This window comes from Bradyrhizobium sp. UNPA324 (assembly GCF_006658635.1).
In the GTDB taxonomy this organism is placed as follows: domain Bacteria; phylum Pseudomonadota; class Alphaproteobacteria; order Rhizobiales; family Xanthobacteraceae; genus Bradyrhizobium; species Bradyrhizobium nanningense.
In genome coordinates this window covers 3,772,586-3,785,278 of sequence record NZ_LFJD01000004.1, presented here as the reverse complement: position 1 = coordinate 3,785,278, position 12,693 = coordinate 3,772,586, and the positions used below count along the sequence as shown (strand labels likewise).

At 66.8% G+C, this 12,693-nt stretch carries 13 protein-coding genes and 2 riboswitches; of the genes, 11 read left to right on the top strand and 2 right to left on the bottom strand.

Annotation, left to right across the window (positions count from 1 at the left end; genetic code table 11):
• Window positions 1–2: 2 nt before the first annotated feature.
• The gene (locus tag UNPA324_RS18350) at window positions 3–734 is read left to right on the top strand and encodes a precorrin-2 C(20)-methyltransferase (RefSeq protein WP_141935282.1); all 732 of its coding nucleotides are present in this window, start codon (window positions 3–5) and stop codon (window positions 732–734) included.
• Entirely contained in the window at window positions 731–1,465 is a 735-nt protein-coding gene (cobJ, locus tag UNPA324_RS18345; RefSeq protein WP_128922597.1) for a precorrin-3B C(17)-methyltransferase, read from the top strand. The genes UNPA324_RS18350 and cobJ overlap by 4 nt, the downstream gene beginning before the upstream one ends.
• Here the strand turns inward: cobJ and UNPA324_RS18340 are convergent.
• Window positions 1,441–2,187 (bottom strand): cobalt-precorrin-6A reductase, encoded by a 747-nt coding sequence (locus UNPA324_RS18340; protein WP_141935281.1) that lies wholly within the window; start codon window positions 2,185–2,187, stop codon window positions 1,441–1,443. The genes cobJ and UNPA324_RS18340 overlap by 25 nt on opposite strands.
• Between UNPA324_RS18340 and cbiE the strand changes: the two genes are divergently transcribed.
• From cbiE to cobT, 8 genes are all read left to right on the top strand, one after another.
• Window positions 2,186–3,367 carry a precorrin-6y C5,15-methyltransferase (decarboxylating) subunit CbiE gene (cbiE, locus tag UNPA324_RS18335; RefSeq protein WP_141938909.1) on the top strand — a complete coding sequence of 394 codons (1,182 nt, stop codon included), beginning with the start codon at window positions 2,186–2,188 and terminating at the stop codon, window positions 3,365–3,367. The genes UNPA324_RS18340 and cbiE overlap by 2 nt on opposite strands.
• Window positions 3,364–3,732 carry a cobalamin biosynthesis protein gene (locus tag UNPA324_RS18330; RefSeq protein ID WP_164936644.1) on the top strand — a complete coding sequence of 123 codons (369 nt, stop codon included), beginning with the start codon at window positions 3,364–3,366 and terminating at the stop codon, window positions 3,730–3,732. The genes cbiE and UNPA324_RS18330 overlap by 4 nt, the downstream gene beginning before the upstream one ends.
• Window positions 3,729–4,511, top strand: a complete 783-nt coding sequence (gene cobM / locus UNPA324_RS18325) for a precorrin-4 C(11)-methyltransferase (protein WP_128922593.1) — start codon at window positions 3,729–3,731, stop codon at window positions 4,509–4,511. Before UNPA324_RS18330 ends, cobM begins: the two co-directional genes overlap by 4 nt.
• Window positions 4,511–5,821, top strand: a complete 1,311-nt coding sequence (locus UNPA324_RS18320) for a cobyrinic acid a,c-diamide synthase CobB (RefSeq protein ID WP_141935280.1) — start codon at window positions 4,511–4,513, stop codon at window positions 5,819–5,821. Before cobM ends, UNPA324_RS18320 begins: the two co-directional genes overlap by 1 nt.
• Window positions 5,818–6,549, top strand: a complete 732-nt coding sequence (gene cobA, locus UNPA324_RS18315) for a uroporphyrinogen-III C-methyltransferase (protein WP_128922591.1) — start codon at window positions 5,818–5,820, stop codon at window positions 6,547–6,549. The genes UNPA324_RS18320 and cobA overlap by 4 nt, the downstream gene beginning before the upstream one ends.
• Window positions 6,550–6,583: 34 nt before the next feature.
• Window positions 6,584–6,802, top strand: a riboswitch (cobalamin riboswitch).
• A 37-nt stretch (window positions 6,803–6,839) separates the two neighbouring features.
• The gene (locus UNPA324_RS18310) at window positions 6,840–7,517 is read left to right on the top strand and encodes an energy-coupling factor ABC transporter permease (RefSeq protein WP_128922590.1); all 678 of its coding nucleotides are present in this window, start codon (window positions 6,840–6,842) and stop codon (window positions 7,515–7,517) included.
• A gap of 42 nt (window positions 7,518–7,559) precedes the next feature.
• Window positions 7,560–8,309, top strand: a complete 750-nt coding sequence (gene cobF, locus UNPA324_RS18305) for a precorrin-6A synthase (deacetylating) (protein ID WP_128922589.1) — start codon at window positions 7,560–7,562, stop codon at window positions 8,307–8,309.
• Window positions 8,310–8,319: 10 nt separating this feature from the next.
• On the top strand, window positions 8,320–9,372 hold the full coding sequence (cobT, locus tag UNPA324_RS18300) for a nicotinate-nucleotide--dimethylbenzimidazole phosphoribosyltransferase (protein WP_141935279.1): 1,053 nt from the start codon (window positions 8,320–8,322) through the stop codon (window positions 9,370–9,372).
• Here the strand turns inward: cobT and UNPA324_RS18295 are convergent.
• Window positions 9,365–9,937, bottom strand: a complete 573-nt coding sequence (locus UNPA324_RS18295) for a histidine phosphatase family protein (RefSeq protein ID WP_128922587.1) — start codon at window positions 9,935–9,937, stop codon at window positions 9,365–9,367. The genes cobT and UNPA324_RS18295 overlap by 8 nt on opposite strands.
• 74 nt (window positions 9,938–10,011) lie before the next feature.
• Window positions 10,012–10,214: riboswitch (cobalamin riboswitch) on the top strand.
• Window positions 10,215–10,330: 116 nt separating this feature from the next.
• Between UNPA324_RS18295 and UNPA324_RS35195 the strand changes: the two genes are divergently transcribed.
• Window positions 10,331–12,685 (top strand): TonB-dependent receptor, encoded by a 2,355-nt coding sequence (locus tag UNPA324_RS35195; RefSeq protein WP_181769432.1) that lies wholly within the window; start codon window positions 10,331–10,333, stop codon window positions 12,683–12,685.
• Window positions 12,686–12,693 lie beyond the last annotated feature (8 nt).

Here is a 12,693-nt window from a genome sequence, read left to right as displayed (position 1 = left end):
CGATGGGACGCATCATCTGCTGTGGTCTCGGCCCCGGTGATCCCGATCTGATGAGCGTGCGCGCCGATCGCACCGTCCGCGCCGCGCAGCACGTCGCTTTTTTCCGCAAGAAGGGCAGGCCGGGCCAGGCGCGGCGCATCGTCGAATGCATGTTGGCAGCCGACGTCACCGAATACCCGATGGAGTATCCGGTCACGACAGAGATCGCATTCGACAGTCCCGAATACGTGCAGTTGCTCGCCGGCTTCTACGACGAATGGGCGGAGCGCCTGGCGCGGCTTTCGCGCGCGGTCGATGTCGTCGTGCTCTGCGAGGGCGATCCCTACTTCTACGGCTCCTTCATGCATCTGCATACGCGCCTGCAAGGCCGCGTCGAGATCGAGGTGATCGCCGGCATTCCCGGCATGGTCGGCTGCTGGAACGGCGTCGGCCAGCCGATCGCGCTCGGCGATGACGTGACGACGGTGCTGATGGGGACACTTCCGGAAGGCGAGCTCGAGCGGCGCATGCGCGATTCCGATGCGCTCGTCGTCATGAAGACCGGCCGCAATCTCGCAAAAGTGCGCCGGGCACTCGCGTCCGCTGGCCGGCTCGACGATGCCTGGCTGGTCGAGCGTGGCACTATGCCGGGCGAGCGTGTCGCGCGGCTCGCGGAGATCGATGCCGCCGACTGTCCTTACTTTGCGATCGTGCTGGTTCACGGCAAGGGCCGGCATCTGGATGCCGCCGAATGACGGGCTCCTTGACCATCGCGGGCCTCGGGCCGGGTAGCGATGCGCTGGTGACGCCGGAGGTCTCAGCTGCGCTCGCCTCAGCAACCGACATTCTGGGCTATGCGCCCTATGTCGCGCGGGTGCCGGCGCGGCCGGGCCTTATTCTGCATCCTTCCGATAATCGCGAGGAGCTGCAGCGCGCAAGCGAAGCGCTGCGGCTCGCGTCCGAGGGTAGGCAGGTCGTCGTCGTGTCCTCCGGCGATCCCGGCGTCTTCGCGATGGCCTCCGCCGTGTTCGAGGCGCTCGAACAGGCGCCGCAATATCAGGCGCTGGCAATCCGCGTGCTGCCCGGCATCACCGCGATGCTGGCCGCCGCCGCCCGCGCCGGCGCGCCGCTGGGCCATGATTTCTGCGCGATCAATCTCTCCGACAATCTCAAGCCCTGGACATTGATCGAGAAGCGCCTGCGCCTCGCCGCGGAAGCCGACTTTGCGATCGCGATGTATAATCCGCGCTCGGCGAGCCGGCCGGAGGGCTTTGGCCGCGCGCTTTCAGTGTTGAAGGAGGCCGGTTGTGGCGAGCGCCTCGTGATCTTCGCGCGCGCCATCAGCGCGCCTGATGAGAAGATCCAGACGGTGACGCTGAACGAGGCGGCGCCCGAGATGGCCGACATGCGCACGCTGGTGATCGTCGGCAATTCGCAGACGCGCCGCGTCGGCCGCTGGGTCTATGCGCCGAGGCAGGCGCGATGACCGAGCCACTCCATCACGTCAGCGACGCTGTCGACCCGCCAGCGCTCGGGCAGCTCCGGTCGCGAGATCATAATGACGGGAAGGCCGAGCATGCGGGCCGCGTCGATCTTGGCACGCGCGCCATCGCCGCCGGAATTGCGAGCGACGATCGTGGCGATGCCGCGCCTGCGCAGCATTTGCAGCTCTCCGTCGAGCGTGAAGGGGCCGCGCGACACGATCACGTCGGCGGCGAAGGGCAGCGGCGCTTCGGGCGGATCGACGAAGCGCAGGGTGTAGGTGTGCTGCGGCTTCGTCGCAAATGGCGCGGTATGCTGGCGACCGATGGCGAGGAACACGTTTGCGGGCAGCTCGGGCAACACTGTGACCGCGGCGCCGACATCTGCGACCTCGATCCAGTTGTCGCCAGGCGTCTTGATCCACGGTGTGCGTTCCAGCGCAATCAGCGGCGTTCCGGTGTCCGCGCACGCTTCGACCGCATGGCGGCTCATCTCGGCTGCGAAGGGATGCGTCGCGTCGATCACATGCGTGATGCCTTCGCCGCGGATGTAGTCGGCAAGGCCGCTCACGCCGCCGAAGCCACCGATGCGGGTCGGCAGCGGCTGATCCGCCGGTGCGCGGGTGCGGCCGCCATAGGAATAGACGGCGTCAAGACCGGTGCGCGCGATCGCCGCGGCGAGCAGGCTCGCATCGGCCGTTCCGCCCAGAATGAGGGCGCGTGTCATGGTTGATCCCTGGCTGACCATCGTCGGTATCGGCGAAGATGGCCTTGCCGGGCTGTCCGAGGCAAGCCGAAAGGCGCTCAGGGAGGCTGAAACCGTGTTCGGCGGCGAGCGGCATCTTGCGCTTTCCGGCGTGGGCAGTCGCGGCCGTCCGTGGCCGGTGCCGTTCGACGCCGCTGTCGTTCTGAGCTGTCGCGACCGGCCAACGGTGGTGCTCGCCTCCGGTGATCCGTTCTGGTACGGCGCGGGGGCCGTTCTCGCCGAGAAGCTCGGTAGCGACGAGTGGATGGCGCACCCGGCACCATCGACATTCTCGCTCGCTGCCGCGCGGCTGGGCTGGCGGCTGGAGTCCGTGACATGCATCGGCCTTCATGCCGCACCGTTCGAGCGCCTGATACCGCATCTGGTGCGAGATGCGCGCATCATCTGCCTGATGCGTGACGCAACGGCGGTCGGCAATCTCGCGAAGTGGTTGACGAAACGCGGGTGGGGCGCCTCATTGTTGTGGACGCTCGAAGCGCTTGGCGGGCCACAGGAATACATTGACCAGCATCGCGCCGACCTCTTTTCCGAGGAGATCGCTGGAGATCTGGTCGCGGTGGCGGTGTGGGCGAGGGGGACGCAGGGCATTCCGCGCAGCTCGGGCCTGCCAGACGATTTGTTCGTCCACGACGGCCAGATCACCAAGCGCCCGGTGCGCGCGCTCGCGCTCTCGGCGCTGGCGCCGCGTCCCGGCGAACGGCTGTGGGACATCGGTGCCGGCTCGGGTTCGATCTCGGTCGAGTGGGCGCTGTGCGGCGGGACGGCGACTGCCATCGAGGCACGCGAGGATCGCGTCGCGAACATCAGCAAGAATGCAGCCGCGTTCGGACTGGCGCATCGGATCATTGTCGTCACGGGAAGGGCACCGGAAGCTATTGCCGGGGCAGAAGCGCCGGATGCCGTCTTTATCGGCGGGGGCCTCGATAGCGCAATGTTCGATGCCATCTGGTCGCGGCTTTCGCCGGGCGCACGGCTGGTTGCGCATTCCGTTACGCTGGAAACGGAAGCACTGCTGGGCGGGCTGCATCAGCGCCACGGTGGCGAGCTGATGCGGGTCGAGATTGCGCAAGCCGCGCCGCTCGGCCGCTATCGCTCCTGGGAGGCGGCACGCCCGGTGGTGCAGTGGAGTACGGTCCGATGAAGGTCGCCGGGCTCGGATTCAGAAAGGATGTCACGCTGGCTTCGCTGCGCGAGGCGCTGTCGGCGGCCGGCGGTTCCGAGGGCCTCGCAGCGGTTGCGACCGTGGCCGACAAAGCCGATGCGGAGGCGCTGAAGCAACTCGCGCGTGAATGCGGCGTGCCGATCAGGGGTATCCCCGCCGATATGCTGGCCGGCATCGATACGCCGACGCAGTCGAAATTCGTCATGGAGAAGTTTGGAGCAGGATCTGTTGCCGAAGCCGCGGCGCTCGCCGCGGCTGGCCCTCGGGCTCGGCTCATTGCGACGCGCGTGGTTTCGCAGGACCACACGGCGACCGCCGCCATTGCGGAAGGAGACGGCGCATGACGGTGCATTTCATCGGCGCAGGGCCGGGCGCGCCTGACTTGTTGACCTTGCGCGGCCGCGACTTGATCGCGGCCTGTCCGGTCTGTCTCTATGCGGGCTCACTGGTGCCCGAAGGTGTCTTGTCGCATTGCCCGCCGGGCGCGCGCATCGTCAACACCGCGCCTCTGTCGCTCGATGAGATCATCGCGGAGATCGCCGCTGCGCATGCAGAGGGCAAGGACATCGCGCGGCTGCATTCCGGCGATCTCTCGATCTGGTCGGCGATGGGCGAGCAGCTCCGCCGCCTGCGCGCGCTCGCCATTCCGTTCACTGTGACACCTGGCGTGCCCTCTTTCTCGGCTGCCGCGGCAGCGCTGGAGGCTGAGCTGACGCTGCCCGGTCTTGCCCAGACGGTGGTGCTGACGCGCACGCCGGGTCGTGCTAGCGCGATGCCTGAAGGTGAGAAGCTCGCCGCATTCGCAGCCACTGGTGCCGTGCTTGCGATCCACCTCTCGATTCATCTGCTCGACAAGGTCGTCGCCGAGCTCACGCCGCATTATGGCGAAAATTGTCCGGTCGCGGTCGTCTGGCGTGCGAGCTGGCCGGACCAGCGCATTGTGCGCGCGACGCTGGCAACGCTCGATGCCGCAGTCGGAACGGAGATGGAGCGCACCGCGCTGATCCTGGTCGGCAGAACGCTTGGCGCCGCGGATTTCGACGAGAGCCGGCTCTACGCCGCCGACTACGATCGTCGCTATCGGCCCGTCGGTGCCGAGCCGCGCTTTCCGGAGGCGTCGTGATGCCGGCGGGCCTCATCATCTCGGCACCAGCCTCCGGCGTCGGCAAGACCACGCTGACGCTGGCGCTCGCGCGGGCCTGGCGCCATCGCGGCTTGAATGTGCAGTGCTTCAAGAGCGGTCCCGATTACATCGATCCGGCCTTTCATGCCGCCGCGACTGGACGCGCTTCGGTCAATCTCGATAGCTGGGCGATGGATCGGGGGACAATCGCGCATCTGGTCAGCCGCGGCGCGGATGCCGATATTGTGCTCGCCGAGGGCTCGATGGGCCTGTTCGACGGCGTCGCCGCGCATGGCGTCTGCGGCACCGGTGCCACCGCCGACATCGCCGAGATGCTGGGCTGGCCGGTGCTGCTGGTGATCGACCCGTCTGGCCAGGCGCAGACCGCAGCCGCAATCGCCGCAGGCCTTCGCGATTATCGCGCAGGTGTGCGGCTTGCGGGCGTCGTGCTCAACCGCGTTGCCAGCCCACGCCATGAAGATTTGGTGCGGCGTGCACTCAGCGATGTCGGCATCGCCGTGTTCGGCGCGCTGCCGCGTCATGCCGAGATCAGTCTGCCGAAGCGGCATCTCGGCCTGGTGCAGGCCGAAGAGCAGGCCGAGATCGGCAAGCTGATCGACGAGGCCGCGCGCTTCGTCGCCGAGCATGTCGATCTCGACGCGGTGCTGCGCTCCGCAGCCAGCTGTTCGCCGCGAGCCGCGGCGAGCGGCGTCAATGTAGTGCCGCCCGGCCAGCGCGTTGCGCTGGCGCGCGATGCCGCGTTCTCCTTCGTCTATCCGCATATGCTGGAGGCCTGGCGCGCGGCGGGCGCAGAAATCTTGCCGTTCTCGCCGCTGGCCGATGAAGCGCCTGACGCGAGTGCCGACGTGTGCTGGCTGCCCGGCGGTTATCCCGAGCTTCATGCCGGCAGGATCGCGTCCAATGCCCGTTTTCGCAGCGGGCTGCGCGCTTTCGCCGAAACGCGGCCGGTGCATGGCGAATGCGGGGGCTATATGGTGTTGGGAGCCGCTTTGACCGACGCGGACGGGATGCGCCACGAGATGACAGGCCTGCTTGGCCTCGAGACGAGCTTTGCCAAACGCCGCATGCATCTGGGCTATCGCCTCGCGGCGCTCGCCGCGCCGATGCCGGGATATCGCGCCGGGGCGCGTCTGCGCGGCCATGAGTTTCACTATTCGACCATTCTTGGCCAGCCTGATCCGCAGCTGGCGGTCGTGCACGATGCGACGGGCGCGGCCATTGCCGAGACCGGCTCGCGGCGGGGCCACGTCAGCGGCACTTTCTTTCATCTGATCGCGGAGGACCGGTGAGCGGATTCGTCTCCTTCATCTCCGCCGGACCCGGCGATCCCGAGTTGCTCACGCTCAAGGGCGCCGCGCGGCTGCGCGAGGCCGACGTCGTGCTCTATGATGATCTCGCCTCGGGCGCGATCCTCGATCTCGCCCGGCCCGGCGCCAATCTCGTCGCGGTCGGGAAACGGGCAGGGCGGCCCTCGACCAAGCAGCATCACGTCAACCGGCTCCTGGTCGATTATGCCGCAACAGGGGCGCGCGTGGTGCGGCTCAAGTCAGGCGATGCCGGCATTTTCGGCCGGCTCGAGGAGGAGATCGAGACGCTGCGCGAGGCCGGCATCGGCTATGAGATCGTTCCCGGCGTCACCTCGGCTTGCGCCGCAGCGGCCCAGGCCGGCATTCCCCTGACCCGGCGCCACACCTCGCGCCGGGTGCAGTTCGTCACCGGGGCCGACGTCACCGGCGAGCTGCCGCCGAATCTGAACTGGGCGGCGCTGGCCGATCCTGAGGCGACGACCGTGGTCTATATGGGCCGGCGCACCTTCCCGGCGCTTGTCGCAAAATTGATCGCACACGGTCTCGCCGCGGATACTCCGGCGCTGTTGGCCGAGTCCCTCGGTCGCCCCGACGAGCGGCTGGTCCGCACCACCATTGCCGAGCTTGCCGAGCAGCTTGCCCGCGGCGGCGCCGCTTCAACCGCCGCCGTGATCCTGTTCGGCGCGCTGGCGGGGGATTATCCCTCGTGACCGCTTCGCCCCTTGACGCCGGCTCGGCGAAAGGGGCACACAGGAGAGGCATGGTGCTCGACGCGGCGCAAAGCGCCGGAGCATAATCGGGAATGGGGGTGGGCGGACCAAGTTGCGGCGCCCAAAACCCCAGCCGCCCCCGCGACTGTAAGCGGTGAGGGGCTCCGATCAGCCACTGGGCCGCAAGGCCCGGGAAGGCCGGAGAACCCAGTGAACCGCGAGCCAGGAGACCGGCCCTGCACGTTTTGAGGCCAAGGCCGTCGGGTGTGACGGCAGGAAGGATCTAAGCCATGCATATCGAACCCGGAATCGTGACGGGCGCCAAGCTCGTGTTGAGTTACGCAACCGGCGTCGCCGCGGGCGGCGTTGCCTTGAAGCTCGCCGCCGAGACCGTGCGCGAGCAGGGCATCGGCTCGTTCGCGGCGCGGACGCTCGCCACCACCGCCCTTGTTTTCACCTTCTTCGAGATTCTGCCGCACTTCCCGGTCGGGGTGTCCGAGGTGCACTTCATCCTCGGCTCGACGCTGTTCCTGCTGTTCGGCGCTGCGCCTGCCGCCTTCGGCCTGGCGTTCGGCCTGCTGCTTCAGGGCGTGTTCTTCGAGCCGGCCGACCTGCCGCAATACGGCATGAACGTCACGACGCTGCTGGTGCCGCTGTTCGCGATCCAGGCAATCGCCACACGGATCATCTCGCGCAACACCGCTTATGTCGACCTCAGGTATCGGCAGGCGCTGGCGCTGTCGACGACCTATCAGGCCGGCGTGATCGCCTGGGTAGCGTTCTGGGCGCTCTATGGCTCCGGTTTTGCGATGAGCAACCTCGCCAGCATCGCGACGTTTGCGGCCTCTTACGCGCTGGTCATCGTGATCGAGCCGCTCGCCGATCTCGCCGTGCTGGCGCTTGCGAAGTCGCTGCGCGGCGTCACCGCGCCCGGCCTCGTCACCCCGCGCCTGCACAACGCGGCCTAGAGAGACAAGGGGCGGCCGTCATGGCCGCCCCCAGCGCCCGCGATGCTCACGCTTTCCCTGATCGGCATCGGTTGCGGCGATCCTGGCCAGCTCACACGCGCCGCCGTTGAAGCCATCAATGCCGCCGATCTCATCCTGATCCCGCGCAAGGGAACGGCGAAGTCCGATCTCGCCGATCTCAGGCGGACGATCTGCGCGGATGTTGTCGGTAGCGGCAAGACCGTTATCGCCGAGTTCGATCTTCCCGTGCGCGACGCAGGTGAAGCGGATTACCGCAAGGGCGTGGACGACTGGCACGATGCGGTTGCCGCGACCTGGTCGCAGGCGATCGCAAATCATTTCGGCGGCGAGGGCAAGGTCGCGCTGCTGATCTGGGGCGATCCTTCGCTGTATGATTCCTCGCTGCGCATTGCGCGGCGGCTCGACCCCTTACCCAAAATCGAAGTCGTGCCCGGCATCACGTCGATCCAGGCGCTGTGCGCGGCACATGCACTGCCGCTCAACGATATCGGCGAGCCGTTCTTGGTCACGACGGGGCGGCGCTTACGCGAAGGCGGCTGGCCGCAGGGTGTCGACACCGTGGTGGTGATGCTCGACGGCGGCACGGCGTTTCAATCCTTGGATCCACTCGGGATTCACATCTATTGGGGCGCCTATCTCGGCATGCCCGATCAGATCATCATGTCCGGCGTGCTGGCTGAAGTCGGTCCGCGCATCGTCGCGCAGCGCCAGGAGGCGCGCGAGCGGCATGGCTGGATCATGGACAGCTATATTCTCAAGCGCAGGCGTTAAGCGAGGCAGCATGCTCCCCGAATGGATCACCCAGAACTGCCCCGAGATCTCCGCAGTCCATCGCGAAGCGGCGATCGCGCGTCAGGCGCAGTTGACAAAACCGACCGGCGCGCTTGGCCGGCTTGAGCAGCTCGCAATCGAGCTCGCAGGTCTGCAGGCGACCGAGCAGCCACGCGCCGCGCGTGTACCCATTGTCGTCTTCGCCGGTGATCACGGCATCGTCGCGCAGGGCGTGTCGGCCTATCCGCAAGCCGTGACCATCGCGATGATGGCGAACTTTGCCTCCGGCGGTGCTGCGATTTCGGTGCTGGCGCGCGAGCTTGGCTCGCGCCTGGAGGTGGTTGACGCCGGCACGCTGGCGCAGGAGCAGATGACGGGCATCGTCACCGACAAGCCGCGCCATGGCACGCGCGATTTCAGCGTGGAGGCCGCGCTCCTGCTTACGGAGCTGGCGTTTGCCTTCGAGGCCGGCCAGCGCGCGGTGGTGCGCGCGGAAGCCAATCAGCCCGACCTGCTGATCTTCGGCGAAATGGGGATCGGCAACACCACGACATCGGCGGCGATTGCGGCGAGCCTGCTTGGCATCAGCGCCGAGGAGATCGCGGGCAGCGGCACCGGCGTCGATGCGGCCGGCCGGGCGCACAAGGCGCGCGTGATCGACGCCGCGATTGCACGGCACGGCGTTGCAGGCTCTTCGCCAGAGAAGATCCTGTGTGCCGTCGGTGGGCTCGAAATCGCGGCGATCTCAGGCGCGATCATCGCTGCCGCGCAGCGCCGCATTCCCGTGCTGATCGATGGCTTCATCGTGTCGGTCGCAGCGCTCGCAGCAGCGCGGCTGAACCCGTCGTGCCAGCCCTTCCTGCTGCCGTCGCATCAATCGGCCGAGCAGGGGCATCGCCTGGTGCTGCGCGCGCTGAACGTGCAGCCGTTGATCAGCCTCGATCTCAGGCTCGGTGAGGGATCGGGCGCCGCCATCGCGTTGCCGTTGGTTCGGTCAGCCTGTGCACTTCACAACGGCATGGCGACCTTTGCAGAGGCCAATGTGCCCGATCGGCCTAGCTGATCCGCTGATTGACCGAGACGACACGCCAGCCGGCTGCGAGGCGATCGATCCGGGTCAGCGACAGCGGATCGACGACGAAGCGCAAGGCCGCTTGTGGCGTGAGATCCAGCGCGATGCAGAGCGCGGCCCGGATGGTGCCGGAATGCACGACGAGCGTGGCTGGTCCGGCTCCGATCCGCGCCAGACCCAGCCGCACGCGTGCGACCTGATCCGCAAAGCTTTCGCCGCCCGGCGGCCGTCCGCCGGCCGGATCGTTCCAGAACTGCGCGTAAGTCTCGTCGCCGGCGGCAGCGAGCTCATCGTGCCGACGGCCGGTCCAATCGCCGAAGTCCTGCTCGCGGAATTCACTGACCAGCTCCGGTTCGAGCCCCAGCGCGCGCGCGGTCTCGACCGTGCGCCGCGATGGGCTGGCATAGCTGGCGGCATCTTGCGAGAGGCGCTGCCGCAGCGCCTCCAATTGCGCGCGAGCGCCGAGATCAGCCGGCGCGTCGGCGGCGTGGATGGTGCCGGTGACGCCCGCAACCGGCGCGTGCCGTATCAACCAGAGGAAGGTCTCGCCTTCCATGCTCATCACTCCAAGGAAGTTGGTCGCGGTGGCAACAACGCCGCAACTGGCACATTGACTCTGTCTTGATGGTAATCCTAGATGCTCGCGACGGTTTCCCCGAGAGGGGATGAAAAGGGAATGCGGTGCGGGGACGTTGTCCCCAATGCCGTGGCTGCCCCCGCAACTGTGAGCGGATAATCCTTCGTCAGAAGCCACTGGGGTGCTCGGTCCCGGGAAGGCGACGAAGCGGTGATGACCCGCGAGCCAGGAGACCTGCCGTCAGCCGTGGTCACACGCGAAGATGTCGGTCGGGGAGTACAGACATTCGGCTTCATCGGACGGCTGCAAGCCGAAAGGTGAGACCTCGTTCGCTGTGACGTGCCACTGACGTCATACCGAGGTCCAAGAACCGTGTTTTCCATCCGTATCGTACGACCGTGCAGCGTCCTGCTTGCCTCCGCCGCGCTCACATCCTTCGCCGCTTCCGATATCCCTGCTGCGCTGGCGCAGCAGGCCCGCGAACCGTTACCACCCGTCGAGGTGACGCCGGCCCAGTCCCGCAAGCAGGCCAAGCCAGCCGGCCGCGGGGCGCAAAGCCCGCGCCGCGCGGCAGCGCACAGGCCTGCTGCTGCATCCGCGCCCAAGCCCATCGGGCCGGCTGCGGCGGCGCAGACGCCGCTCAACTCCAATGCCGTGGCGGAAAGCGCCTCGCGGCTCGGCCTGACGGTGCGGGAGACGCCCGCGACCGTGGAGGTGATCTCGGCCGAGACCATGCGCGAGCAGGGCTATCGCACCGTGTCTGACGTGGCCCAGGGCGCGGTCGGCGTCACCTCCGGTGACAATCCGGCGGAGCCTTCCGCGTTCTCCATGCGCGGTTTCACCAACAGCCAGATCAACACGCTCTACAACGGCATCAAGATCGGTCCGCAGAACATGACCTCGCGGATCATGGACACCGCCAATCTGGACGCCGTGGAATTCTTGAAGGGACCGGCGTCCTTGATCTCGGGCGAGGGTGCCGCCGGCGGCGCGATCAACTTCGTCACCAGACAGCCGCACTCTGGACCTAGCCGGAACGAGGCGGACTTCTCCTGGGATTCGCTGAACTCGTTGCGCGCGCATTACGGCTCGGGCGGTAGCACCAACGTGCAAGGCCTCGACTACCGCTTCGACGTCAGCCGCTCCGCGCTCAACGGCTTTGCCGACGACACCAACACCAAGACGCTGGACGTCTCGGGCCAGCTCAACTACCGCATCTCCGACAGCCTCAAGGTCTCGGGCGCGATCGAGTATCGCGAAGATCGCTCCAAGGCCTATTGGGGCGTGCCGCTGGTGCCGATCGCCTTCAGCGGCTCGCATGCGACGAGCGGGATCGTCTCCGGCAATTACGTCTCGAACTACAGCAAAACCAACCTCGGCGCGGTTACCATCGACGATCGCACCTTCAACACCAATTACAACGTTCTCGACAACCGGAATGTCGCGCAGGAGGTCTGGCTGCGTGGTGGCTTCGAGCTGAAGCTGGCGCCCGACCTGACGCTGAAGAGCCAAGCCTATGGTTATGGCGCTGAGCGCACTTGGTTCAATAACGAGGTCGAAGCATTCAATTCCACGACGAACCTTGTCGATCGCGAGCGCTTCTATGTCGCACATAGCCAGCGTCTCGTCGGCAACATCACCGACCTGATCTGGGACACCAACATCGCAGGGTTCGACAATCGACTCGTCACGACGCTGTCGTCGAGCTATCTGGATTTTGTCCGGCCGGGCGCGGCCAACTTTCCAGGGGATTCCGTTGATCTGGTCGATCCCAACCGTGGCTTCTACGGCCTGCTCACGACCAAGCAGCAGACCGCACGCATCGACAACGAGGCGCTGTCGGTCGAGGACCGGCTGAAGCTGACGCGGACGTTCGCGCTGATCGGCGGCCTGCGCGTCGAGCACATCGGGCTCGACCGCAACTCGACCGACAAGAATGGTCTGGAGAACGTGGGCTTCCCGTATACGAAGGACTGGGCACCCGTAACGGGCCGTATTGGTTACACCTGGGAGGCCGTGCCCGGCCTGACTTTTTTCAGCCAGTACGCGACCGGCGCCGACGTTTCCGCCAACAACATCTTTTTGCTCACGCCAACCCAGCCGCTGGATCTCACCACCGCGCGCACCTACGAGACCGGCGTCAAGCACCTGTTCTGGGACAACCGCGCGGAGTGGTCGTTCTCGGCCTACGACATCCTGCGCAAGAACGTCTATGCCGCGGGCGGCGGGCAGGCGCTCAATATCGCCGGGCGGCAGGAGTCCAGGGGCGTCGAGCTTGCCGCCTCGTTCCGTCCGATCGAGCCGCTGCGGCTGTGGGGCAACATCGCCTATGTCGATGCGCGCTATGCCGATTACAACTTCGTCGGCGGCTCTTTCTCCGGCAACACGCCGCCGAACGTGCCCCGCATCGTCGCCAATGCCGGCGCGTCGTACCGGTTATTCACGCCCTGGCCGGTGGAGCTCGGCATTACCGGCCGTCATGTCGGCGACCGCTACAATACCGATGCCAACACGGTGACGATGAAGGCCTACACCGTCGCCGATGTCTACGCCTTCGTCGATATTCCCAGGTCCGTATTCAACGCGGTCGACCAGGCCCGCCTGACCTTCCGCGTCCGCAACATTACCGATAAGCGCTATGCGATCTGGGGCGATCCGTTCTATCCCGATCAGGTCCTGCTCGGCGCGCCGCGCACCTACGAGCTCTCGGCGGCGTTCAAATGGTAGGACGCTGA

What these genes read in the sequence shown, in the direction of transcription:
- UNPA324_RS18350 (WP_141935282.1), top strand. Translation starts at nt 3, where the DNA reads ATGGGACGCATCATCTGCTGTGGTCTCGGCCCCGGTGATCCCGATCTG.
- cobJ (WP_128922597.1), top strand. Translation starts at nt 731, where the DNA reads ATGACGGGCTCCTTGACCATCGCGGGCCTCGGGCCGGGTAGCGATGCG.
- cbiE (WP_141938909.1), top strand. Translation starts at nt 2,186, where the DNA reads ATGGTTGATCCCTGGCTGACCATCGTCGGTATCGGCGAAGATGGCCTT.
- UNPA324_RS18340 (WP_141935281.1), bottom strand. Translation starts at nt 2,187, where the DNA reads ATGACACGCGCCCTCATTCTGGGCGGAACGGCCGATGCGAGCCTGCTC.
- UNPA324_RS18330 (WP_164936644.1), top strand. Translation starts at nt 3,364, where the DNA reads ATGAAGGTCGCCGGGCTCGGATTCAGAAAGGATGTCACGCTGGCTTCG.
- cobM (WP_128922593.1), top strand. Translation starts at nt 3,729, where the DNA reads ATGACGGTGCATTTCATCGGCGCAGGGCCGGGCGCGCCTGACTTGTTG.
- UNPA324_RS18320 (WP_141935280.1), top strand. Translation starts at nt 4,511, where the DNA reads ATGCCGGCGGGCCTCATCATCTCGGCACCAGCCTCCGGCGTCGGCAAG.
- UNPA324_RS18310 (WP_128922590.1), top strand. Translation starts at nt 6,840, where the DNA reads ATGCATATCGAACCCGGAATCGTGACGGGCGCCAAGCTCGTGTTGAGT.
- cobF (WP_128922589.1), top strand. Translation starts at nt 7,560, where the DNA reads ATGCTCACGCTTTCCCTGATCGGCATCGGTTGCGGCGATCCTGGCCAG.
- cobT (WP_141935279.1), top strand. Translation starts at nt 8,320, where the DNA reads ATGCTCCCCGAATGGATCACCCAGAACTGCCCCGAGATCTCCGCAGTC.
- UNPA324_RS18295 (WP_128922587.1), bottom strand. Translation starts at nt 9,937, where the DNA reads ATGGAAGGCGAGACCTTCCTCTGGTTGATACGGCACGCGCCGGTTGCG.